Raw genomic sequence first — 20796 nt, 5'->3', positions numbered from 1 at the left:
AACCACGGCTGCCCAGGAAGACGGCTGCCCGGGAAGACGGCTGCCCGGGGTACGGACCCCGGGCGGGGCGGCGGGCCGTCGGACCGCCCCGCCCGGTGGCCGGTCAGCGGCCCCTGGCCGCCAGCATCAGGTCCTGGCTGAGCGCCCGGTAGGCGGGCTTGGTCCGGTAGTTCTCGTCCATGATGTTGGCCGCGCCCTCACCGGCGAAGGTGCTGGGCACCCAGGAGTACTTGTCGGTGAAGCCCCAGACCGTGAAGTCGGTGCAGTGCCGGGTGAGCAGGCAGCCCTGGAGCAGCACGTTGTACGCCTGGGCCTGGGCCTCCAGCTTGGTGCTGTCCAGCGGCAGCGGGATGCGCACGTCGGCCTCGGTGATGGCGGTCTCCAGCCCGAGGGCGTCCAGCCGCTTCATGTTGTCGACGATGTCGCCGGGGGTGTCGTACTGGACGTCCAGGTGGCCCTGGATGCCGACGCCGTCGATCGGCACGCCCTGCCGGCGCAGCTGGGAGACCAGCTGGTAGAGGGCGGTGCTCTTCGCGTTGACGCCCTCGATGTTGTAGTCGTTGATGTACAGCTTGGCCTTGGGGTCGGCCTGGTGGGCCCAGCGGAAGGCGTCGGCGATGTAGCCGGGGCCGAGCTTCTGGAGCCAGATGGTGTCGCGCATGGTGCCGTCGTCGTTGAACGCCTCGTTGACGACGTCCCACTGCCAGACCTTGCCCTTGAAGTGCGAGACCTCGTCGGTGATGTGGCGGTGCAGGATGTCCCGCAGCTGGGCGGTGGTCCAGTTGCCGCCGGTGACCCAGGACGGCAGCTGGTTGTGCCAGATCAGGGTGTGGCCCCGGACCAGCTGGTTGTGGGAGCGGGCGAAGTCCACCAGCGTGTCGGCGGCCTTCCAGTCGTGGGTGCCGCGCGTGGGCTCCACGGCGTCCCACTTCATGACGTTCTCCGGGGTGACGGAGGAGAACTCCCCGGCCACCTTCGCCCGGTACGGCGCGTCGTCGGCCAGCGCGGACATGTCGACCGCGGTGCCGATCCGGACGCCCGCCCGCAGGCCGAGCGAGCCGAGCGTCTGCGCCTTCGCGGCGGGGGCCTTGGGCGGGGCCGGGATGTGGCGCTTGCCGGGGTGGGCCGAAGCGGAGGGCAGGGCGAGTGCGGAGACGAGCACGGCCACTGTCGCGGCGCCGCAGACCGCGGCGCGGGTCACCTTGATCACCTTGTGTCCCTTTCAGGCATGGCGGAGCACCCGGCCCCGGTCGTCGTCCGACCTGGGCGGTTTCGAAAGTTTCGATGGCTGCCCCGCAAGTTCCGGGAAACCTAGGGCCAGCGATTTCCACGGGTCAACCCCCGTGCACCGGAAATCTGACGGTGGCACTTCCGGTTTCCGAGTAGCCCGGCCTCGAAATGTTTCGACCCGGAGTAGGCCGCACCCACCGCCGCCGGGCGGGCCACCCCGGCCCGACGGAAACACCCGCCCGGTGATCGGGAACTCGCTGGCAGCGGGCCGACGGACGCGACATGATGCGACGTGGGCGACCCTGTGCGGGGGCGCCCGAGCGCCGCCCCTCGGGAGACCCCCGGCACGGGCGGCGACCCCTCGACCCGGACAGGGAGTCCCATGCCGCAGTCACCCACCACGGCCCGTCCTCGGGCCGTCGATCCGCTCTTCCTCGCGCTGCCGCTACGCGCCCTGGCGGACGCCGCTCTCGGCCGGGCCCGGGAGCTGGGCGCCGGCCACGCCGACTTCCGGCTGGAGCGGATTCGCAACGCCTCCTGGCGGCTGCGCGACGCCCGCCCCTCGGGCACCTCCGACGGCGTCCAGCTGGGCTTCGCCGTCCGGGTGCTGCTGGACGGCGCCTGGGGCTTCGCCGCCGGGGTCGACCTGACGGCGGACGCGGCGGTGCGGGTGGCGGAGCAGGCGGTGGCGGTGGCCCGGCTCTCCGCGCGGGTCAGCGCGGCGGCGGGCGGCGACGACCGGGTGGAGCTGGCCGACGAGCCGGTCTACCCGGACGCGGTGTGGGTCTCCTCGTACGAGGTCAACCCCTTCGAGGTGCCCGACGCGGAGAAGACCGCGCTGCTCGCGGAGTGGAGCCGCAGGCTGCTGGACGCCGACGGGGTCTCCCATGTGGACGCCTCGCTGCTGACCGTCCAGGAGAACAAGTTCTACGCGGACACGGCGGGCACGGTCACCACCCAGCAGCGCATCCGGCTGCACCCGGTGATCGAGGCGGTCGCGGTGGACGACCGCACCGGGGCCTTCGACTCGATGCGCAGCATCGCCCCGCCCGCCGGGCGCGGCTGGGAGTACCTGCGCGGCACCGGCTGGGACTGGGACCGGGAGCTGGCGGAGATCCCCGAGCTGCTCGCCGAGAAGATGCGCGCCCCGAGCATCCGGGCCGGCCGGTACGACCTGGTGGTCGACCCGTCCAACCTGTGGCTGACCATCCACGAGTCCATCGGCCACGCCACCGAGCTGGACCGGGCGCTCGGCTACGAGGCCGCGTACGCGGGCACCTCCTTCGCCACCTTCGACAAGCTCGGCACCCTCGCGTACGGCTCCGAGGTCATGCAGGTGACCGGCGACCGCACCGCCGAGCACGGCCTGGCCACCATCGGCTACGACGACGAGGGCGTGCGGACGCAGTCCTGGGACCTGGTCAAGGACGGCACGCTGGTCGGCTACCAGCTGGACCGGCGGATGGCCCGGCTCAAGGGCCTGGGCCGCTCCAACGGCTGCGCCTTCGCGGACTCCCCCGCCCATGTGCCGGTGCAGCGGATGGCCAATGTGTCGCTGCGCCCGGCCGTCGGCGGCCCCGACACCGAGGAGCTGATCGCGGGCGTGGAGAACGGCGTGTACATCGTCGGTGACCGCTCCTGGTCGATCGACATGCAGCGGTACAACTTCCAGTTCACCGGGCAGCGGTTCTTCGCGATCCGCAACGGCCGGCTGGCCGGCCAGGTCAAGGACGTCGCCTACCAGGCCACCACCACCGACTTCTGGGGCTCCATGGAGGCCGTCGGCGGCCCGCAGACCTATGTGCTCGGCGGTGCGTTCAACTGCGGCAAGGCCCAACCCGGCCAGACGGCGGCGGTCAGCCACGGCTGCCCGTCCGCGCTGTTCCGCAAGGTCAATGTGCTCAACACCCAGCAGGAGGCGGGTCGCTGATGCGGACCACCCACGGCACCCCGCCGCACGAGATCGTCGAACGGGCCCTCGAACTGTCCCGCGCGGACGGCTGCGTCGTCATCGCGGACGAGGAGTCCTCCGCCAACCTCCGCTGGGCCGGCAACGCGCTCACCACCAACGGCGTCACCCGCAGCCGCACCCTCACCGTGATCGCCACCGTGGACGGCGCCCAGGGCACCGCCTCCGGCGTGGTCTCCCGCGAGGCCGTCACCGCCGACGAGCTGGCGGCCCTGGTCCGCGCGGCCGAGGCCGCCGCCCGCGACGCCGGGCCCGCCGAGGACGCCCGGCCGCTGGTCGGCGCCGAGGCGTCCTCGTCGGCCGCCGCCGACTTCACCGCCGGGCCCGCCGAGACCGGCATCGAGGTCTTCGCGGACTTCGCCCCGGCGCTGGGCGAGGCGTTCGCCCGCTCCCGGGCCGCCGGGCGGCTGCTGTACGGCTTCGCCCGGCACGAGACGACCTCCAGCTACCTGGGCAGCTCCACCGGCCTGCGGCTGCGCCACGACCAGCCCACCGGCACGGTCGAGCTCAACGCCAAGACCGGCGACCTGTCCGGCTCCGCCTGGGCCGGCGCCGCCACCCGGGACTTCCGCGATGTGGACCCCGGCGCCATGGAGGAGCAGCTCGCCCGGCGGCTGGCCTGGGGCGCGCGGAAGATCGAGCTGCCCGCCGGGCGGTACGAGACCCTGCTGCCGCCATCCGCCGTGGCCGACCTGATGGTCTACCTCGGCTGGTCCACCGGCGGCCGGGACGCCAGCGAGGGCCGTACCGTCTTCAGCCGCCCCGGCGGCGGCACCCGGCTCGGCGAGCGGCTGACGCCGCTGCCGCTGACCCTGCGCTCGGACCCGGCGCACCCGGGCCTTGAGGCCGCGCCCTTTGTGATCGCGCACTCCTCCGGCGGCGAGCAGTCGGTCTTCGACAACGGGCTGCCGCTGGCCGCGACCGACTGGGTCCGGGACGGCGAGCTGGCCAACCTGCTGACCAGCCGGCACTCCGCCGAGCTGACCGGGCTGCCGGTCGCCCCGGGCATCGACAACCTGGTGCTGGAGACCGCCGACCAGGCCGCCGCGCCGACGCTGGAGGAGATGGCGGCCCGTACCGAACGGGGGCTGCTGCTGACCTGCCTCTGGTACATCCGCGAGGTGGACCCGGCGACGCTGCTGCTCACCGGCCTCACCCGGGACGGCGTCTACCTGGTGGAGGGCGGCGAGGTGGTCGGCGCGGTGAACAACTTCCGGTTCAACGAGTCGCCGGTGGACCTGCTGGGCCGGATCACCGAGGCGGGCCGCACCGAGCGCTGCCTGCCGCGCGAGTGGAGCGACTGGTTCACCCGGGCCGCGATGCCGCCGGTGCGGGTGCCGGACTTCAACATGAGTTCGGTCAGCCAGGCGTCCTGAGACCCGCCTCGGGCCCCGGCGGGGCCGGGGCCGCCGGGCGGGCCGCCGTGGGCCCGCCCGGCGCGGTGCGCCTGCCTCGCCTACACCCGCCGCCGACCCCAGGCCGGGGCGACCAGGCTGATCAGTACGGCCGCGACGACGACCTGGAGGATGTGCCGAATCCAGTCGAACCCCCCGGTCACCCGGACCCCGAGGGCCGACGCGATCACATTGCCGATCAGCCCGCCGACGATGCCCAGCAGAATGGTCAGCCAGATCGGGATCGGCTGCCGGCCGGGCAGGATCAGCCTGGCGATCACCCCGATGATCAGGCCCGCGACGATGGCCCATACGAACGTCATCTTCTCTCCCTACGTCCCTTCCCGGACCGGCGCCGGGGTGCAGCAGGGCGTCTGCCCTGGCACCCACGCGACTACTCCCGGGCGGCGCCGCGACACGGCGGGGCCGACTTCCGGCGCGTGCACCGGGCGGCGTACCGTGGAATCGCCCGAAGAAACGGGGCGATGCGGGGGGACGAGGGCGGCGAGGGCGATGGGCAAGAGCATCGGGCGTGACGACGGGGTGTTCCGGATCACCGGGGCACGCGCGAGCCTCACCGACGATGTGCGGGGCCGCCAGCGGCGCTACATCATCTCCATGTCGATCCGGACCGTCTGCGTGATCCTGGCCGTGGTGCTGTGGAACGTGGAGCGGCCGATCGCCTGGGTGGCGCTGGTGGGCGGGCTGATCCTGCCGTACATCGCCGTGGTGATCGCCAACGCCGGCCGGGAGAACGCCCCCGGCCTGCCCAAGAGCTTCATCGACGAGCCGCCGACACCGACCCTCGACCGGGGCGACCCGGACAGGACCGACGATCCGGACGCCTCGGCGGGCCGCGACGAGCCGGTCACCCTGGTCGGCGAGGCGGAGGAGTCGGGCTGGGAGCGGCGTTGACGCCGCGCTCCGCGGGCCCGGCCGCCGGGCGGCACCGGAACCTGTGATCAATCCGGGGTTCCATGGGTGCCCGGGTGTACATGCGTGCAATACTTCCTACGCGCTCCGTATCCCCCGTCGGAGTGATGGACCGACGCCGGGCGGCTCCCCCCGTGGCTGCCCGGCGTCACCCATGTCCGCCGCCGTACGGGCGCCGACCTGCGGCCGGCAGCGGGTGGCAGACTGATCGCCGGACCGTCCCCCGCACGTCAGGAACCGCGCGATGACCACCCCTCAGCAGCCCCGCCCCGACTTCGGCCTGCCGCTGGGCGGCGGCCCCGCCGGGCAGGGACCTGACGGGGCGCCGGTCTGCTCGGCCAAGGGCTGCCGGGTGCCGGCTGTGTGGGTGCTGGCGTGGAACAACCCCAAGCTGCACACCCCGGAGCGCCGCAAGACCTGGCTGGCCTGCGAGGAGCACCGCGAGCAGCTGTCGCAGTTCCTCGGCGTCCGGGGCTTCCTCAAGGACGTGGTGCCGCTGGCCGACTGGACCGAGCCCGGTACCCAGGGCTGACGCCCGGCACCCCCGGCGACCGGGGGCGCTCAGCCGCCGATCGCGGACATCGGCCGGACCGGCTGGAGGAACTCCGGATCGTCGATCCCGGCGCCCGCCTTCTTGCCCCACATCGCCGCCCGCCAGAGCCGTGCGAGCTCCGCGTCCCCCGCACCGGAGCGCAGCGCCGCCCGCAGATCGGTCTCCTCGCGGGCGAAGAGGCAGTTGCGGACCTGGCCGTCGGCGGTGAGGCGAGTGCGGTCGCAGGCCGCGCAGAACGGCCGGGTGACGGAGCCGATCACCCCGACGACGGCCGGACCGCCGTCGACCAGCCACCGCTCGGCGGGGGCCGCGCCGCGCCGGGTGGACGGCTCGGGGGTGAGGGCGAAGCGGGCCGCCAACCGCTCCAGGATCTCCTCGGCGGTGACCATCGACCTGCGGTCCCAGCCGTGCTGGGCGTCCAGCGGCATCTGCTCGATGAAGCGCAGCTCATAGCCGCGCTCCAGGCACCAGGCCAGCAGGTCGGCGGCCTCGTGGTCGTTGACGCCGCGCATCAGCACCGTGTTGACCTTCACCGGGGTCAGCCCGGCCGCGTCGGCGGCGGCCATCCCGGCCAGCACGTCCCGGAGGCGGTCGCGCCGGGTGAGGGTGTGGAAGGTGGCCGCGTCCAGGGTGTCCAGCGAGACATTGACCCGGTCCAGGCCCGCGCCGCGCAGCGCGGCGGCGGTACGGGCCAGCCCGATGCCATTGGTGGTCAGCGACAGCTCCGGGCGCGGCTCCAGGGCCGCGCAGGCGGCCACGATGCCGACCAGACCGGGCCGCAGCAGCGGCTCGCCGCCGGTGAACCGGACGCCGGTGACCCCCAGGTCGCGCACCGCGACACCGACCAGCCGGACGATCTCCTCATCGGTCAGCAGCTGCGGCTTGCCGAGCCACTGCAACCCCTCCTCCGGCATGCAGTAGGTGCAGCGGAGGTTGCAACGGTCGGTCAGCGACACCCGCAGGTCGACGGCCGTGCGGCCGAAGGAGTCGATGAGAACGGCGGCCACCTCCTCTGTCCCGGCCCAGCTTAGTGCCTGGGTCGGACAGCCCGGCGGGCCGCCGATCGCCGCAGGCCGGGCGGGTGCGGCCCGGCGGACTGCGGCGACCGCACCGTCGATGTCCGCGATTGCCCGTATGGTGATCCACCATGCACGCCCTCGACCCGTCGGAGGGGGAGGCCCAGTGGCCGGCCCCCTTCGCCTGCCCGCCGCCGCCCGTCTGGCCCTCCGCGTACCCGCAGGGCTACGCCGTCGTGGACGTGGAGACCACCGGCCTGGGGCGCACCGACCGCATCGTGTCGGCCGCCGTCTACCGGCTGGACGGGTACGGCGATGTGATCGACCACTGGTACTCGCCAGTCAACCCGGAGCGCGACCCGGGGCCGGTCTGGATCCACGGCCTCACCAGCGAGGTGCTGGACGGCGCGCCGACCTTCCCCGAGGTGGCGGCCGAGCTGGCGGCGCGGCTGGCCGGGCGGGTGCTGGTGGCGCACAACGCGCTCTTCGACTGGAACATGATCGCCCGGGAGTTCCTGCGGATGGGCGGCGCGGCGCCGGTGGAGCAGCGGCTCTGCACCATCGTGCTCTCCCGCGACCTGGGGCTGCCGCTGCCCAACCACAAGCTGGAGTCGCTGGCCGCGCACTTCGGCGTGGCCCAGCAGCGGGCCCACCACGCGCTGGACGACGCCCGGGTGCTGGCGGAGGCGTTCCGGCCCAGCCTGCACCTGGCGGCGGCGGCCGGGGCGGCGCTGCCGCTGACGGCCTGTGTGGCGCCGGTCGAGGTGAGCGGCGCCGAGCCGTCGGTGCCGGGCGCGCGCAGCGGTGGGCGCTCCTCGTGGGGGTCCTACCGGCCGTCGCGCAAGCGGCCGCCCTGCCCGTACCCCAACCCCGGCCGCTGGCAGGAGGGCGGCCCGCTGGTGCAGGGGATGCGGGTGGCGTTCAGCGGCGACACCGCGACCGAACGGGAGCTGCTGGAGGACCGGGCGGTGGAGGCCGGGCTGCACGTCGCGACGTCGGTCAGCCGGCTGACCAGTGTGCTGGTCACCAATGAGCCGGGCAGTTGGAGCGGCAAGGCCCGGCGGGCGCGGGAGGTCGGCACTCCGGTGCTGGACGAGCAGGCGTTCCTCCAGCTGCTGCGCGATGTGGCCCCGCAGACGCGGGTGCCGCACCCCGGCGGGCCGTCGTCCTGACGGCCGCACCCCCCGGCGGGGGGCGGCCGGGGCGGCACGGGTACCGTGCCGGTGTGTACCGATTTCTGCTCTCCCGGCGCTGGGCGATCACCACGCTGCTCGCGGTGCTGCTGGTGCCGGTGATGATCCGGCTGGGCTTCTGGCAGCTGCACCGCCATGAGGCCCGGGTGGCGCGCAACACCCTGATCGGCCGGAACCTGGCGGCCGAGCCGGTGCCGATCGGCTCCCTGACCAGGCCGGGATTCGACATCCCGACCGACCTCACCTGGCGGCGGGTCAGCGCGACCGGGCACTACGACGCCGCCGACGAGTTCGTGGTGCGCCAGCGCACCGACGCCGACGGCGACCGGATCGGGTACTTCGTGATCACACCGCTGGTCACCTCGGACGGCAGCCGGGTGCTGGTCAACCGGGGCTGGGTGGACTCCGGTACCGACGCCACCGTCTACCCCAGGGTGCCGGCGGCGCCGACCGGTGAGGTCACCGTGACCGGGCGGCTGCGGGCGGACGAGACCAGCGGCAGCAGCGGCATCCGGGACCGGGGCGGGCTGCCGGACCGGCAGTACATGATGATCAACAGCGAGCAGCAGGCCAAGCGGCTCGGCGGCCCGGTGCTCGGCGGCTACCTGGAGCTGGTCGGCACCTCGCCCAAGCCGCGCGCCCAGGCCGAGCTGCTGCCCGACCCGGACCACTCGGACATCGGCCCGCACATGGCGTACGCGGTGCAGTGGTGGCTGTTCACCGCGATGGTGCCGGTGGGCTGGGTGGTGCTGCTGCGGCGGGAGGTCAGGGAGCTGCGGGAGGCCAAGGCCGCCGCCGACCTGGGCGAGACCGCCGCCGACGGGCCCGAGCCGCTGGCGGCGGCCACGGTGGCGGCCGGGCCCGGGGAGTAGCGGGCGGCGACGCCGCGCTTCGGGGCGAGGGGATTCCCGCCACCGGAGGACGGGCGGGTGCGGCGCGCGGTTGACGCCGTCCGCCGTGAGCCGGGCCGCAGGGGGCGCCGGCACCGGTACGGGCCGCCGGGGAACAGGGAGCGACCGGTGGACCGATGCCGGGCGGCGAGGGCGTGGCGCGGAGCCGCGACGGCGGGGCGGGCTTCGGCAAGCGGGGCGAGCGGCTGCGGCGGTCCGGGGGGCGGCCGGAGGGGTGACGGCGGTGCCCGAGGGGAAGGGTGCGGGTGGGGCCGTGCGGGCACCTGACCTCCCGCACGGCCTCGCCGGTCCGCCGGCGGGGTGGGCGGCACGGGGCGCGTCGGTGCGGCGGGGCGGGGCTGCCGGGCGGGCGAGGGGCATTATAGGGCCATGGATCTTGGACTGCGGGACAGAGTCTTCATCGTGACCGGCTCCACCCGAGGGCTGGGGCTGGCCACCGCCCACCAGTTGGTGGCGGAGGGCGCACGGGTCGTGGTGACCGGGCGCGAGCAGGAGTCGGTCGACAAAGCCGCCACCGAACTCGGCGGGCTGCCCAGGGCTCTCGGGCTGGCGGCCGACAACGCCGATTCGGGCACCGCGGAGCGGCTGGTGGCCGCTGCGCAGGCCCGGTTCGGGCGGCTGGACGGCGTGCTGATCAGCGTCGGCGGGCCGCCCGCCGGGAGCGTCACCACCGTGGACGACGACAGCTGGCGGGACGCCTTCGAGTCCGTCTTCCTGGGCGCGCTGCGGCTCGCTCGGGCCACGGCGGCGGCGCTGGGCGAGGGCGGGGTGATCGGCTTCGTGCTCTCCGGGTCCGTACGGCAGCCGATCGACGGCCTGGCCGTCTCCAACGGGCTGCGGCCGGGGCTGGCGATGGTCGCCAAGACCCTGGCCGACGAGCTGGGGCCGCGCGGCATCCGGGTGGTCGGGCTGCTGCCGGGCCGGATCGACACCGACCGGGTACGGGAGCTGGACGCGCTCGGCGGCGACCCGGAGGGGGCGCGAGCCCGTGGCGCGGCCAGTGTGCCGCTGCGGCGCTACGGCACCCCGGAGGAGTTCGGCCGGGTCGCCGCCTTCCTGCTCTCCCCCGCCGCCTCCTACCTCACCGGGGTGATGCTGCCGGTGGACGGCGGGGCGCTGCGCAGTCTCTAGCCCTGGGCGGGCGGCCTCCGAGCTGCGCGTGCCCGGGGCCGCGCGGCTCGGTGCCGCCCGCCGCGGCGCGGCGCCGTCTCGGAGAGGGCACGGCGTCGGGAGAGAACGGCGTCCCAAAGAGAACGGCGTCCGGAGAGAACGGCGTCCGGAGAGAACGGCGTGAAGAGAGCACGATGGAAGTAGTCGGCGGCGCCGCCGGGACTTAACGTGACAGCCGCGAGGATGCCCGATGACGGGTGGAGTCATCGCTTCGCTGCGCGCGCTAGGAGTGTGTGTATGAACCACTCAATGGATATGCCCGGTATGTCGCATGCGCCGTTAGTCTCCACCCTGGATGTCACCGGCGCCGTCCTCCTCACCCTCTGGGCCGTCGTCATGTGGCTGGCGGTGGGCGTGCTGGCCTTCGCCGGCCGGGGGACGACGGTCCGGCCCTGGCTGCGCCCGCTGGCCATCGGCCTGCTGGCGCTCGGCGTGGTCGGCCAGGCCGGACACCTCCAGGAGCATGTGGCCCAGGCCGGATACTGGATCGCCCACCCCAACGCACCGTCCTGGATGACGCCGTGGGGCGACGGCCTGGCCCGGGGCATGGGGCAGGTGGACCCGTCCAAGGCCACGCTCGGCATGGAGATCCTGCACCTGGTCGGCAACCTGATCTTCCTTGCCGGACTGGTCGGCGTCGCCCTGGTGACCCGGGACGCCACCAGACATCCCACCTCCCGCAAGTGGGCCAAGATGGGCGTCTGGATGCAGGGCATCCACGGCCTGGAGCACCTCTCCCTGACGCTGTCGGTCGCCTTCGGCGCACAGCGGGCCATCGGCCTGTCCACCTGGTTCGGCACGCTGGAGCCGGGGGCGGGACTGACCACCTACCGGGTCTGGTGGCACTTCGTCGCCAATGTGGTCGGCAGTGTGATCTTCGGCCTTGCCCTCTACCACCTGTGGCGGGAGCACCGCAGCGCCGCCGCCGTACCGGACGGCGGCGGCGGTGCCGCCGGACGCGAGGCCGAGCGGGAGCCGGCGCCGCTCGGGACGGAGGTCTGCACCTGCGGTCGCTCCGAGAGCCCGGACGGCAGCCCCGTACTGGCCGGACCGGCCACCTAGCCGACCGGGCGGACCCGGTGTGCGGGCCCGCCCGGCGGTACGTACGGCCCGGCGGCGGGCCGGGGCGGCGCTCGCCGCCCCGGCCCCGAGGGGTCAGTCGCCCAGGTCGGCGAGGTCGCGGAGGCGGCGGGCCTGGGCGGCGCGTTCGGCGGCGCGCTGCTGGTCGTAGCTGCGGGCGGCGGCGCCCTGGAGCAGGGCCTTGGTCTCGTTGACGGCGGAGCGCGGCGCCGCCAGCAGCGCGGCGGCCAGGTCCCGGGCGGCGTCGTCCAGCTCGTCCAGCGGTACGCAGAGCGCCGCCAGCCCGCTGCGCACCGCCTCCGCCGCGTGCACCCAGCGCCCGGTCACGCAGATCTCCAGCGCCCGCGCGTACCCGACCAGATCGGTGAGCGGCTTGGTGCCGCCCAGGTCGGGGACCAGCCCGAGCGTGGTCTCCTTCATGGCGAACCGGGCGTCCTCCGCCACCACCCGCAGGTCGCAGGCCAGAGCGAGCTGGAACCCGGCCCCGACCGCATGCCCCTGCACGGCGGCGACGGTGACCAGGTCGGCGCGGCGCCACCAGGTGAACGCCTCCTGGTAGCCGGCGATGGCGGCGTCGAGTTCGGCGTCGCCGGCGGCGGCCAGCGTGAGCAGGCCGGGCTCGCCGGGGATGCCCTCGGGGGTGAACATGGCGCGGTCCAGACCGGCCGAGAAGGAGACCCCCTCGGCCCGCAGCACCACCACCCGTACGGTGCCGGGCAGTGCGCGGCCGATGGCGGCCAGCGCCCGCCACATGGCGGGGGTCTGGGCGTTGCGCCGCTGCGGGTGGCAGAGCGTGACGGTGGCGAGGGCGTCCTCGATCCGGAGCCGGACGCCGCTGCGCTCCCACTCCTCCGGCCCACTGCCGGGGGTGGCGGGCGGCTGGTCGGCGGGAGTGGTCACGGCAACCTCCAGGTCTCCAGCGGTCCCCCGGAACGGGGACGCTACCGAAGAGTAACCACCGGGTGGCAGCGAACGGCGGCCGGGGCGCCTGCGGGACCAGTGCGCAGAGGCCACCGGGCCCGGCCGGTGCCCGGCCGCCGCGTCGTCGGATCTGGGATGCGGATCTGGGATTGGGTGTGCTGCGCTACGGTCCCGGCGGGCCCCGGTCGGTTCGGGTGCGCCCGCCGGTTCGGCGGCCCCGTCAGGAGCCGGCAGCCGCCGTAGCCTTGGCCTTGCCGCGCGTGGCACCGCCCCGGCCCCGAAGGGTCACTCCGGACTCACTGAGCATGCGGTGCACGAAGCCGTAGGAGCGACCGGTCTCCTCCGCGAGGGCGCGAATACTCGCCCCGGAGTCGTACTTTTTCTTCAGCTCGGCCGCGAGCTTCTCACGTGCGGCACCGGTTACCCGGCTGCCCTTTTTCAGAGTCTCGGCCACCCGTGCCTCCTCGTTGCAGTGCTCGATCGGATTCCCATGATCACCCATGGGCGGCATCCTGGCCACCCATTCCACAAGGTCGTTACGGGGAAAGTGCGCACGCTGGGTGGCGCCCGCTCACTGCAAGGGCGCTCGCCCTTGGGCCGCACGCCCCCGAGATGGCCGGGCGACTCAGGAGAAATAGCTGATCAGCCCGGCTTTCACGGATAAAACACAAACAAAGAAGATCGGGCTCCGCTTCCCGCCGAAAGGCGGTGGGCGGAGCCCGGATATGAACTCTTCTGGTCCAGTTGCAGGACCCGGTGTCCAGCCCGGACCCGCCTCGGGCGCGGCCGCCCGGCGATCCGGACCGGATCAGGCGAGCGAGACCAGGTCGGAGTAGGCGGCGCTCCAGAGGTCCTCCACGCCGTCCGGCAGCAGGATGATCCGCTCCGGCTGGAGCGCGTCCACCGCACCCTCGTCGTGGGTGACCAGCACCACCGCGCCGGTGAAGGACCGCAGCGCGCCCAGGATCTCCTCGCGGCTGGCCGGGTCCAGGTTGTTGGTGGGCTCGTCCAGCAGCAGCACATTGGCGCTGGAGACCACCAGGGTGGCCAGGGCCAACCGGGTCTTCTCACCGCCGGAGAGCACCCCGGCGGGCTTGTCCACGTCGTCGCCGGAGAACAGGAAGGAGCCGAGGATCTTGCGGATCTCCACCAGGTCCATGTCCGGCGCGGCGGAGCGCATGTTCTCCAGCACCGTACGGTCCGGGTCCAGCGTCTCGTGCTCCTGGGCGTAGTACCCCAGCTTGAGCCCGTGGCCGGGCCGCACCTCGCCGGTGTCCGGCTGCTCCACCCCGGCCAGCATCCGCAGCAGGGTGGTCTTGCCGGCGCCGTTGAGGCCGAGGACGACGACCTTGGAGCCCCGGTCGATGGCCAGGTCCACCCCGGCGAAGATCTCCAGTGAGCCGTAGGACTTGGAGAGGTCCTCGGCGGTCAGTGGGGTCTTGCCGCAGGGAGCCGGGTCCGGGAAGCGCAGCTTGGCGACCCGGTCGGAGCGGCGGACCTGGTCGAGACCGGCCAGCAGCTTCTCGGCGCGGCGGGCCATGTTCTGCGCGGCGACGGTCTTGGTGGCCTTGGCGCGCATCTTGTCGGCCTGCGAGTTGAGCGCGGACGCCTTCTTCTCGGCATTGGCGCGCTCGCGCTTGCGGCGCTTCTCGTCGGCCTCGCGCTGCTGCTGGTACTGCCGCCAGCCCATGTTGTAGATGTCGATGCACGACCGGTTGGCGTCCAGGTAGAAGACCTTGTTGACCACGGTCTCCACCAGGTTGATGTCGTGCGAGATCACGATGAAGCCGCCGCGGTAGGTCTTCAGGAAGTCCCGCAGCCAGCTGATCGAGTCGGCGTCCAGGTGGTTGGTCGGCTCGTCCAGCAGCAGCACGTCGGAGTCGGAGAACAGGATGCGGGCCAGCTCCACCCGGCGCCGCTGGCCGCCGGAGAGGGTGTGCAGCGGCTGGCCGAGCACCCGGTCCGGCAGGCCCAGGCTGGCCGCGATGGTGGCGGCCTCCGCCTCGGCGGCGTAACCGCCCTTGGTGAGGAACTCGGTCTCCAGCCGGGAGTACTTCTTCATCGCGTTGTCGCGGGTGGCGCCCTTGCCGTTGGCCATCTTCTCCTCGGTGAGGCGCATGTTGCGCAGCACCGAGTCCAGCCCCCGGGCGGACAGGACGCGGTCGCGGGCGAGCACGTCGAGGTCGCCGGTGCGCGGGTCCTGCGGCAGGTAGCCGACCTGGCCGGAGCGGGTGACGCTGCCACCGGCGGGGGCGCCCTCGCCGGCCAGCACCTTGGTGAGGGTGGTCTTGCCCGCGCCGTTCCGGCCGACCAGGCCGATCCGGTCGCCGGGGGCGACCCGGAAGCTGGCGGACTCAAGGAGGATGCGGGCGCCGGCGCGCAGTTCGACGGCGTTGGCGGCGATCATGGCGGTAGTACTCCTGGGGGCGGGCGGCCCCGGGCGCGCCGCTGGGGCGCTGCTCGGCGGGGACCGGCGGGACGGCGGGGACCTGGTGGCGCGGTGCGGACCGTGCGCCGCTAATGCCCGGAGAGAACAGCCATGCGGGCCAGTCTACCGTCCGGCGCGGCGGCCTCCCGGTGCCCCCGGTCCCGGGCGTCAGCGGAGCGCGGGGGCGGTCAGGGTGAGGGTGGCGGCGTCGGCGTCCAGTACGGCGTCGGCGCCCAGCGGTACGGTCAGCGTGCTCGGGCCGTGGCCGAAGCCCAGCTCCCGGACGATCGGTACGCCGAGCGGGCCCAGCCGGTCCAGCATCAGCTCACGGACCGGGTCGGCGGGACCGCACCCGGTCCAGCTGCCGAGGGCGATCCCGGCGACCTGGGCCAGCTGCCCGGAGCGGAGCAGCTGGGTGAGCACCCGGTCCAGCCGGTAGAGGGCCTCCCCGACGTCCTCCAGCAGCAGGATCGTGCCCGGCGGGAGGGGGCCGGAGCCCTGGGTGCCGCACTCGGCGGCGAGCAGCGTGGCGCAGCCGCCCGCGGTGACGCCCCGGGCGCGGCCGGGGACGAGCGTCTCGGCGGTGGGTGCGGTGAGGGTCCGTACGGTCTCCGGCTCGAAGAGGGTGCGGCGCAGGTGCTCGGCGGTGGCCGGGTCGGTGAGCAGGGCTTCGGAGGCCGCCATCGGGCCGTGCAGGCTCGCCAGGCCGAGCCGGTGGGCGACTGCCCGGTGCAGCGCGGTGATGTCGCTGTGGCCGACCAGCACCTTGGGCGGTGCCTCGGCCAGGGCCGGCCAGTCGAGCAGGTCCAGCAGCCGCTGGACGCCGTAGCCGCCGCGGGCGCAGACCACCGCCGCGATGCCGGGATCGAGCCAGGCCCGTTGCAGGTCGCCGGCCCGGTCGGCGTCGGTGCCCGCCAGGTGGGGCAGCCGGGGGTGGGTGTCCAGCGCGTGCGGCGCCACCTCGACCGCCAGGCCCCAGGAGCGCAGCAGGTCGCAGCCGCGCGCCAGCCGGTCGGCGGGCACCGGTCCGCTGGGCGCGACCACGGCCACCCGGTCGCCGGGCCGCAGCCGCCGGGGCCGGGTGAGCGGGCGCGGCGGCCGGGCGGTGGTCATCGGGCGCTCCGGTCGGCCGGTCCGGTGAGGTCCAGCGGTGCGAGGTCGTCCCGGGCCAGGCCGAAGGCGTACGCGTACAGGGCGAGTTCGGCCTCCAGCGCGGTGACGAGGGTGTCGGCGCGGCGGAAGCCGTGGCCCTCCCCGGCGAAGGTCAGATAGGCGTGCGGGACGCCCCGGCCGGCGATCCCGGCGAGCAGCCGCTCGGCCTGCGCGGGCGGGCAGATGGTGTCGTCCAGCCCCTGGAGCAGTAGGAAGGGGGCGGTGATCCGGTCGGCGTGGCTGACCGGGGAGCGGTCGCGGTAGCGGTCGGCGGCCTCGGGCAGCGGGCCGATCAGCGAGTCCGGGTAGCGGGATTCGAAGTCGTGGGTGCCGCCGCTGCTCCAGGCGGTGAGGTCCAGTACGGGGTAGCTGATGGTGCCGCAGCGGTAGAGGTCGGTGGTGGCCAGCGAGGCGGCGGCGGTCCAGCCGCCGGCGCTGCCGCCCCGGACGGCGAGGCGGTCCGGGTCGGCCAGGCCCTCGGCGGCCAGCGCGCGGGCGGCGGTGGCGCAGTCGGCCACGTCCACCACGCCCCACTGGCCGCGCAGCCGTTCGCGGTAGGCGCGGCCGTGGCCGGTGGAGCCGCCGTGGTTGACCTCGACCACGCCGATGCCCCGGCTGGTGAAGTAGGCGATCTCCAGGTCCAGGGTCAGCGGGGCGCGGCTGGTCGGGCCGCCGTGCACGAAGACGACGTACGGCGGCAGTTCGCCGGGCGGCGCGGTGACGTCGGGGTTGCGCGGCGGGTGGAGGTTGGCGTGCACCTCGCGGCCGTCCGGGCCGGTGAAGGTGCGGGGCCGGGATTCCGGCAGGTGGCCGGGGTCGACCGGGTCGAGGTGCGGGTGGCCGGCGACGGTGGCGGTCAGGGTGGCGGGGTCGATCTCCAGCACCTCCCAGCCCCGGGTGGGTCCGGCGGCGACGGCGGCGATCCGGCCGTCGCGGGCGTCCAGGGTGGCGGCCCACTCGGTCCATGGTCCGGCGAGGTCGTCCAGGGTGCCGGTGGCGGGGTCGAGGATGCCGAGCCGCCGGCTGCCGCTGCCGTGGGTGACGGCGATCCGGCCGTCCGGCAGCACGGCGCACCAGCGCTGGCCGAGCCGCCACAGCGGGCCGCCGAACTCCTCCGGGGCCGGGTGCAGAGCGGTCGTGGCGCCGGTGGCGATGTCGACGCGGTACGGGTTCCACCAGCCGTCGGGGTCGGTGACGGCCAGCAGGGTGGCGTCGTCCAGCCAGTCGGCCTGGCAGACGGCCTCGGTGGGGCCGCCGGCGACGGTGCGGGGGCTGCCGAGGGTGCCGTCGGGGTGGATGGCGGCGACCCGCAGGGCGGTGCCGTCCCAGGGCATCGCCGGGTGCTCCCAGCCGAGCCAGGCGGCGTGGCGGCCGTCGGGCGAGAGCCGGGGGCCGGTGACGAAGTGCAGGTCGGCGGCCAGTTCGCGGACGGCGGACGGGTCGGCGGCGGCCGAGCCGTCCAGCGGTACGGCGACCAGCGAACGCCGCAGGTCACCGGGGCCGGGGCCGTGGAACGCCTCCCGTACGCACCAGATCTCGGCGCCGCCGGGGGCGGTCACCGGGTCGGCGTAGCGCAGGGCGGCGGGGTGGTCGGGCTCGGGGGTGAGCGGCTGCGGCACGGCACCGGGGGTGTCGGGTTCGAAGCGGTACAGCCGCTGGTCGTCCAGGTGGCTGAAGACGGCGACCGGGCCGCGCTCCGCAGTGCCGGGCAGCGCCGCCCAGGGTCGGCCGCCGTACTCGATGACGCGGCTGCGGACGTTCCACGGCGCGGGGAGCAGCGGGGCGGTGCTGCCGTCGGCGCGGCGGCGGACCAGGGTGGTGCGGCCGCCCTCGGCGGGGCGGGGCTCGGTCCACCAGGTCTCCGGGCCGACGATGCCGACCCAGTCGGGCCGGCCGTCGTGGGCGGCGGCGTCCCGGGCGCGGATCGGTGATGTCCAGGTGCCGTACGGGGCAGTGGTGGCCATGCCGCAGCGTACGCCGCCGACCGGGCGTCAGCCGGCATTGGACAGCAGGTCGTCCAGGACCCGGGCGCCGAAGTGCAGGGCGGCGACGGGCACCCGCTCGTCCACGCCGTGGTAGAGCCGCTGGTGGTCGAAGCCGGGCGGCAGCAGCAGCGGCGCGAAGCCGTAGCCGGTGATGCCGAGCCGGGAGAACTGCTTGGCGTCGGTGCCGCCGGACATCGCGTACGGCACCACCCGGGCGCCGGGGTCGTGGGCGAGCAGCGCATCGCGCATGGCGGCGAACAGCGGGGCGTCGACGGGCGACTGGAGCGGGATGGTGCGGTGTTGGTACGTCCAGTCGACGTCGGGGCCGGTGAGCGCGTCCAGGGTGGCGTGGAACTCCTGCTCGCCGCCGGGCAGCACCCGTCCGTCCACGCCGCCGGTGGCGGTGCCGGGGACGACGTTCACCTTGCCGCCGGCCCGCAGCACGGTGGGGTGGGCGCTGTTGCGCAGGGTGCCGGCGACCAGGGTGGCGGCGGCCGGGTCGAGGCGGGCGACGAAGTCGTCCACCCCGGCGCCGGTCGGGTCGTCCAGGCAGCCGGGGTCCAGCGGGGTGCCGGTGGCCTCGGCCAGGGCGGTCAGCGCGGCCCGTACGGTGGGGGTGATCCTGGGCGGCCACCGGTGGGCGCCGATCCTGGCCATGGCGGCGCAGAGCCGGGTGACGGCGTTGGCGTCGTTGGGCTGGGAGCCGTGCCCGGCGCGGCCGGTGGCGGTCAGCCGCAGCCAGGCGGTGCCGCGCTCCCCGGCGGCGACCGGGTAGAGGCGCTGTCCGGCGGCGGTGTGCACGGTGTGGCCGCCGGACTCCCCGATGCCCTCGGTGCAGCCGGCGAACAGGTCGGCGTGGTGCTCGGCCAGCCAGCCGGCGCCGGCGGCGGCGCTGTCCTCCTCGTCGGCGGTGAGGGCGAGGACCACATCGCGGCGGGGGCGGCGGCCCTCGCGGGCCCAGGCGCGGGCGACGGCCAGCATGGTGGCGACGGTGTTCTTCATGTCGACGGCGCCCCGGCCCCAGACCAGGCCGTCCCGGATCTCGCCGGAGAACGGCGGCACGGTCCAGTCGGCGGCCTCGGCGGGGACGACGTCCAGGTGGCCGTGGACCAGCAGGGCGGGCAGGGCCGGTTCGCGGCCGGCGATCCGGGTGACCACATTGGCCCGGCCGGGGGCGGACTCCAGCAGCAGCGGGCGGTGTCCGGCCTCGGCCAGCAGGGCGGCGGCGTACTCGGCGGCGGGGCGTTCCCGGCAGTCGCCGCCGCCCCGGTTGCTGGTGTCGATCCGGATCAGCTCGGAGGTGAACCGGACGGTCTCCTCGCACAGCAGCGCGTCGTCGGTGCCGGGCCGCGCCGCCTGGATCGCCTCCGTCATACCGGGTCTCCTCGGTGCTGGGGGTCGGCGTGCCCGATGGCGCCGTGCGGCCACGCTAACCGGGCCCGGCCCGGTCCGCTCGGCGGCCGGTGCGGCACCGTGCGGGCAAGCCTGCCGGAGTGGCTTGGCGAAGTGGCTTGGCGAAGTGCCTTGGCGAAGTGGCTTGGCGGAGTGCCCGGGACCGCCGGGCGCTGCTGCCGGGCTGCGCGGGAAGGCGCATCGAGCCCTGGGTTCGCCGCGCCGGACCCGGCTGCTTCCGGCGCCGCCGTCGAGCGCGCCGCGCCGGACGTCCGACGGCCCACCGGGGCCGATTCATTCGAAGGTGTCACCCGATGTCCGCCATGAGGATAAATCAGCTGCTTCGCCGGACAAGGGGGTTACTGTCGGCGGCACCCCCGACCCTCCGAGGAGTGACGATGCCGCTCGGCCGCCTGACGCTGGCCGCCGCCTGCCTGGCGCTGCTCGCCGCCGCGAGCGCGCCGTTCACCATCCCCCGGCCCGCCGCCCCGCACGGCGCCACCCCCGCCGTGTCGGCCGACGGCCTGCCCGCCGCCGGGGGCCCGGACCGCACCGCCGTGCCCGGCCACGAGGTGCCGTTCGGGGCGTTCCTGGGCTCCTGGGAGGACGGCGTCCGCAGCATCGGCCCGCTGGCGCGGTGGCTGGGCGGCGCGAACGTCCAGGTGGGGCACACCTACCTCTCGGGCGACCAGTGGTCCGACATCGAGGGCGACCCGGCGGTGCTGGCGCCGTGGAGCCGGTGGCGGTTGGCCCGCGCGGACCGGATGCTGGTGCTCGGGGTGCCGATGCAGGCCGACAACGAGGGCGAGGTGGGGGACGACGAGGTGCGGGAGCTGATCCACCGGGGCGTGGAGGGCGACTTCGACCGGCACTTCCTGCGGCTGGCCCGCACCCTGGTGGGGCTCGGCGCGACCGATACCGTCCTGGTGCTGGGCTGGGAGATGAACGGCACCACCTACACCCACCGCTGCGCGCCCGACCCGGACGGCTGGCGGCTGTACTGGCGGCGGATCGTCTCGGTGCTGCGCTCGGTGCCGGGGCAGCGCTTCCGGTTCGACTTCGCGCCCAGCCGGGGGCTGGACGCCGTCCCGTGGACCCGCTGCTACCCGGGTGACGACGTGGTCGACGTGCTCGGGATGGACAACTACGACCAGGCGCCCGGTCGCGGCTTCGACGACTACGTCGACCAGCCGTACGGGCTGCGCCACCAGGTGGAGTTCGCCGCCGCGCACGGCAAGCCGGTGTCGTACCCGGAGTGGGGGCTGTTCCGGTACGGCGACGACCCGGAGTTCGTCCGCCGGATGATGGACTGGGTCCGCACCCATGACACGCTCTACCAGACCGCCACCGACTACTGCCCGCACGGCTTCTGGCAGTGCGACCGCAACCCGCGCTCCAGCGAGGTCTACCGGGAGCTGCTGTCCGGGTCGCCCGGCGCGCCGCTGCCCTGACGGCGGCGGCCGGGCTCC

Annotated in this window: 18 protein-coding genes; 9 read left to right on the top strand and 9 right to left on the bottom strand. The window is 74.7% G+C overall.

Features of this window, described 5'->3' with window-relative positions:
- Positions 1 to 103: 103 nt before the first annotated feature.
- Positions 104 to 1210, bottom strand: coding sequence for an endo-1,4-beta-xylanase (locus ACIQGZ_RS21285; RefSeq protein ID WP_402603893.1), 1107 nt, complete (start codon positions 1208 to 1210; stop codon positions 104 to 106).
- A 402-nt stretch (positions 1211 to 1612) separates the two neighbouring features.
- On the opposite strand from ACIQGZ_RS21285, the gene ACIQGZ_RS21280 reads away from it, so the two are divergent.
- Both ACIQGZ_RS21280 and ACIQGZ_RS21275 read left to right on the top strand, forming a co-directional pair.
- Positions 1613 to 3160: a TldD/PmbA family protein gene (locus tag ACIQGZ_RS21280; protein ID WP_402603891.1), complete on the top strand. Its 1548-nt coding sequence runs from the start codon at positions 1613 to 1615 to the stop codon at positions 3158 to 3160.
- Positions 3160 to 4575, top strand: coding sequence for a metallopeptidase TldD-related protein (locus ACIQGZ_RS21275; RefSeq protein WP_402603889.1), 1416 nt, complete (start codon positions 3160 to 3162; stop codon positions 4573 to 4575). Before ACIQGZ_RS21280 ends, ACIQGZ_RS21275 begins: the two co-directional genes overlap by 1 nt.
- Positions 4576 to 4655: 80 nt before the next feature.
- Here ACIQGZ_RS21275 and ACIQGZ_RS21270 read toward each other — a convergent pair whose 3' ends face one another.
- Complete coding sequence (locus ACIQGZ_RS21270; RefSeq protein WP_402603887.1) at positions 4656 to 4916, bottom strand: GlsB/YeaQ/YmgE family stress response membrane protein; 261 nt, start codon at positions 4914 to 4916, stop codon at positions 4656 to 4658.
- A 190-nt stretch (positions 4917 to 5106) separates the two neighbouring features.
- On the opposite strand from ACIQGZ_RS21270, the gene ACIQGZ_RS21265 reads away from it, so the two are divergent.
- Both ACIQGZ_RS21265 and ACIQGZ_RS21260 read left to right on the top strand, forming a co-directional pair.
- The gene (locus tag ACIQGZ_RS21265) at positions 5107 to 5508 is read left to right on the top strand and encodes a DUF3099 domain-containing protein (RefSeq protein ID WP_402603885.1); all 402 of its coding nucleotides are present in this window, start codon (positions 5107 to 5109) and stop codon (positions 5506 to 5508) included.
- 262 nt (positions 5509 to 5770) lie between these two features.
- The gene (locus ACIQGZ_RS21260; RefSeq protein ID WP_402603883.1) at positions 5771 to 6058 is read left to right on the top strand and encodes a hypothetical protein; all 288 of its coding nucleotides are present in this window, start codon (positions 5771 to 5773) and stop codon (positions 6056 to 6058) included.
- Positions 6059 to 6087: 29 nt separating this feature from the next.
- Here the strand turns inward: ACIQGZ_RS21260 and moaA are convergent, their stop codons facing one another.
- A complete protein-coding gene (moaA, locus tag ACIQGZ_RS21255; RefSeq protein WP_402603880.1) occupies positions 6088 to 7086 on the bottom strand; it encodes a GTP 3',8-cyclase MoaA in 999 nt (332 codons plus the stop codon).
- Positions 7087 to 7226: 140 nt separating this feature from the next.
- Here moaA and ACIQGZ_RS21250 point away from each other — a divergent pair, with 140 nt between their 5' ends.
- From ACIQGZ_RS21250 to ACIQGZ_RS21235, 4 genes are all read left to right on the top strand, one after another.
- Entirely contained in the window at positions 7227 to 8267 is a 1041-nt protein-coding gene (locus ACIQGZ_RS21250; protein WP_402603877.1) for a DEDDh family exonuclease, read from the top strand.
- Positions 8268 to 8320: 53 nt separating this feature from the next.
- Positions 8321 to 9160 (top strand): SURF1 family protein, encoded by an 840-nt coding sequence (locus tag ACIQGZ_RS21245; RefSeq protein ID WP_402603874.1) that lies wholly within the window; start codon positions 8321 to 8323, stop codon positions 9158 to 9160.
- Positions 9161 to 9568: 408 nt separating this feature from the next.
- The gene (locus ACIQGZ_RS21240; RefSeq protein ID WP_402603872.1) at positions 9569 to 10330 is read left to right on the top strand and encodes an SDR family oxidoreductase; all 762 of its coding nucleotides are present in this window, start codon (positions 9569 to 9571) and stop codon (positions 10328 to 10330) included.
- A 303-nt stretch (positions 10331 to 10633) separates the two neighbouring features.
- Positions 10634 to 11431 carry a DUF6008 family protein gene (locus ACIQGZ_RS21235; RefSeq protein WP_402603870.1) on the top strand — a complete coding sequence of 266 codons (798 nt, stop codon included), beginning with the start codon at positions 10634 to 10636 and terminating at the stop codon, positions 11429 to 11431.
- Positions 11432 to 11524: 93 nt separating this feature from the next.
- Here the strand turns inward: ACIQGZ_RS21235 and ACIQGZ_RS21230 are convergent, their stop codons facing one another.
- From ACIQGZ_RS21230 to ACIQGZ_RS21205, 6 genes are all read right to left on the bottom strand, one after another.
- Positions 11525 to 12349 (bottom strand): enoyl-CoA hydratase/isomerase family protein, encoded by an 825-nt coding sequence (locus tag ACIQGZ_RS21230; RefSeq protein ID WP_402603867.1) that lies wholly within the window; start codon positions 12347 to 12349, stop codon positions 11525 to 11527.
- A 241-nt stretch (positions 12350 to 12590) separates the two neighbouring features.
- The gene (locus ACIQGZ_RS21225; RefSeq protein ID WP_402603864.1) at positions 12591 to 12824 is read right to left on the bottom strand and encodes a helix-turn-helix domain-containing protein; all 234 of its coding nucleotides are present in this window, start codon (positions 12822 to 12824) and stop codon (positions 12591 to 12593) included.
- A 354-nt stretch (positions 12825 to 13178) separates the two neighbouring features.
- The gene (locus tag ACIQGZ_RS21220) at positions 13179 to 14777 is read right to left on the bottom strand and encodes an ABC-F family ATP-binding cassette domain-containing protein (protein WP_402603862.1); all 1599 of its coding nucleotides are present in this window, start codon (positions 14775 to 14777) and stop codon (positions 13179 to 13181) included.
- 189 nt (positions 14778 to 14966) lie between these two features.
- Complete coding sequence (locus ACIQGZ_RS21215; RefSeq protein WP_402603860.1) at positions 14967 to 15911, bottom strand: LD-carboxypeptidase; 945 nt, start codon at positions 15909 to 15911, stop codon at positions 14967 to 14969.
- On the bottom strand, positions 15908 to 17914 hold the full coding sequence (locus ACIQGZ_RS21210; protein WP_402603857.1) for a prolyl oligopeptidase family serine peptidase: 2007 nt from the start codon (positions 17912 to 17914) through the stop codon (positions 15908 to 15910). Before ACIQGZ_RS21210 ends, ACIQGZ_RS21215 begins: the two co-directional genes overlap by 4 nt.
- Before the next feature lie 27 nt (positions 17915 to 17941).
- On the bottom strand, positions 17942 to 19309 hold the full coding sequence (locus ACIQGZ_RS21205; RefSeq protein ID WP_402603854.1) for a M20/M25/M40 family metallo-hydrolase: 1368 nt from the start codon (positions 19307 to 19309) through the stop codon (positions 17942 to 17944).
- Between the two features lie 416 nt (positions 19310 to 19725).
- On the opposite strand from ACIQGZ_RS21205, the gene ACIQGZ_RS21200 reads away from it, so the two are divergent.
- Positions 19726 to 20778: a glycoside hydrolase family 26 protein gene (locus ACIQGZ_RS21200; RefSeq protein ID WP_402603851.1), complete on the top strand. Its 1053-nt coding sequence runs from the start codon at positions 19726 to 19728 to the stop codon at positions 20776 to 20778.
- Positions 20779 to 20796: the final 18 nt, after the last annotated feature.

Source organism: Streptomyces sp. NPDC092296 (assembly GCF_044755465.1).
In the GTDB taxonomy this organism is placed as follows: domain Bacteria; phylum Actinomycetota; class Actinomycetes; order Streptomycetales; family Streptomycetaceae; genus Peterkaempfera.
Note: the sequence above shows the minus strand (reverse complement) of the source record. Positions and strands in the feature narration are given on the sequence as shown.

Excerpts from the sequence above, each read along its gene's own strand:
- ACIQGZ_RS21280 (WP_402603891.1), top strand. The coding sequence starts at position 1,613 with ATGCCGCAGTCACCCACCACGGCCCGTCCTCGGGCCGTCGATCCGCTC.
- ACIQGZ_RS21275 (WP_402603889.1), top strand. The coding sequence starts at position 3,160 with ATGCGGACCACCCACGGCACCCCGCCGCACGAGATCGTCGAACGGGCC.
- ACIQGZ_RS21270 (WP_402603887.1), bottom strand. The coding sequence starts at position 4,916 with ATGACGTTCGTATGGGCCATCGTCGCGGGCCTGATCATCGGGGTGATC.
- ACIQGZ_RS21265 (WP_402603885.1), top strand. The coding sequence starts at position 5,107 with ATGGGCAAGAGCATCGGGCGTGACGACGGGGTGTTCCGGATCACCGGG.
- ACIQGZ_RS21260 (WP_402603883.1), top strand. The coding sequence starts at position 5,771 with ATGACCACCCCTCAGCAGCCCCGCCCCGACTTCGGCCTGCCGCTGGGC.
- ACIQGZ_RS21250 (WP_402603877.1), top strand. The coding sequence starts at position 7,227 with ATGCACGCCCTCGACCCGTCGGAGGGGGAGGCCCAGTGGCCGGCCCCC.
- ACIQGZ_RS21240 (WP_402603872.1), top strand. The coding sequence starts at position 9,569 with ATGGATCTTGGACTGCGGGACAGAGTCTTCATCGTGACCGGCTCCACC.
- ACIQGZ_RS21235 (WP_402603870.1), top strand. The coding sequence starts at position 10,634 with ATGTCGCATGCGCCGTTAGTCTCCACCCTGGATGTCACCGGCGCCGTC.
- ACIQGZ_RS21220 (WP_402603862.1), bottom strand. The coding sequence starts at position 14,777 with ATGATCGCCGCCAACGCCGTCGAACTGCGCGCCGGCGCCCGCATCCTC.
- ACIQGZ_RS21215 (WP_402603860.1), bottom strand. The coding sequence starts at position 15,911 with ATGACCACCGCCCGGCCGCCGCGCCCGCTCACCCGGCCCCGGCGGCTG.
- ACIQGZ_RS21210 (WP_402603857.1), bottom strand. The coding sequence starts at position 17,914 with ATGGCCACCACTGCCCCGTACGGCACCTGGACATCACCGATCCGCGCC.
- ACIQGZ_RS21205 (WP_402603854.1), bottom strand. The coding sequence starts at position 19,309 with ATGACGGAGGCGATCCAGGCGGCGCGGCCCGGCACCGACGACGCGCTG.
- ACIQGZ_RS21200 (WP_402603851.1), top strand. The coding sequence starts at position 19,726 with ATGCCGCTCGGCCGCCTGACGCTGGCCGCCGCCTGCCTGGCGCTGCTC.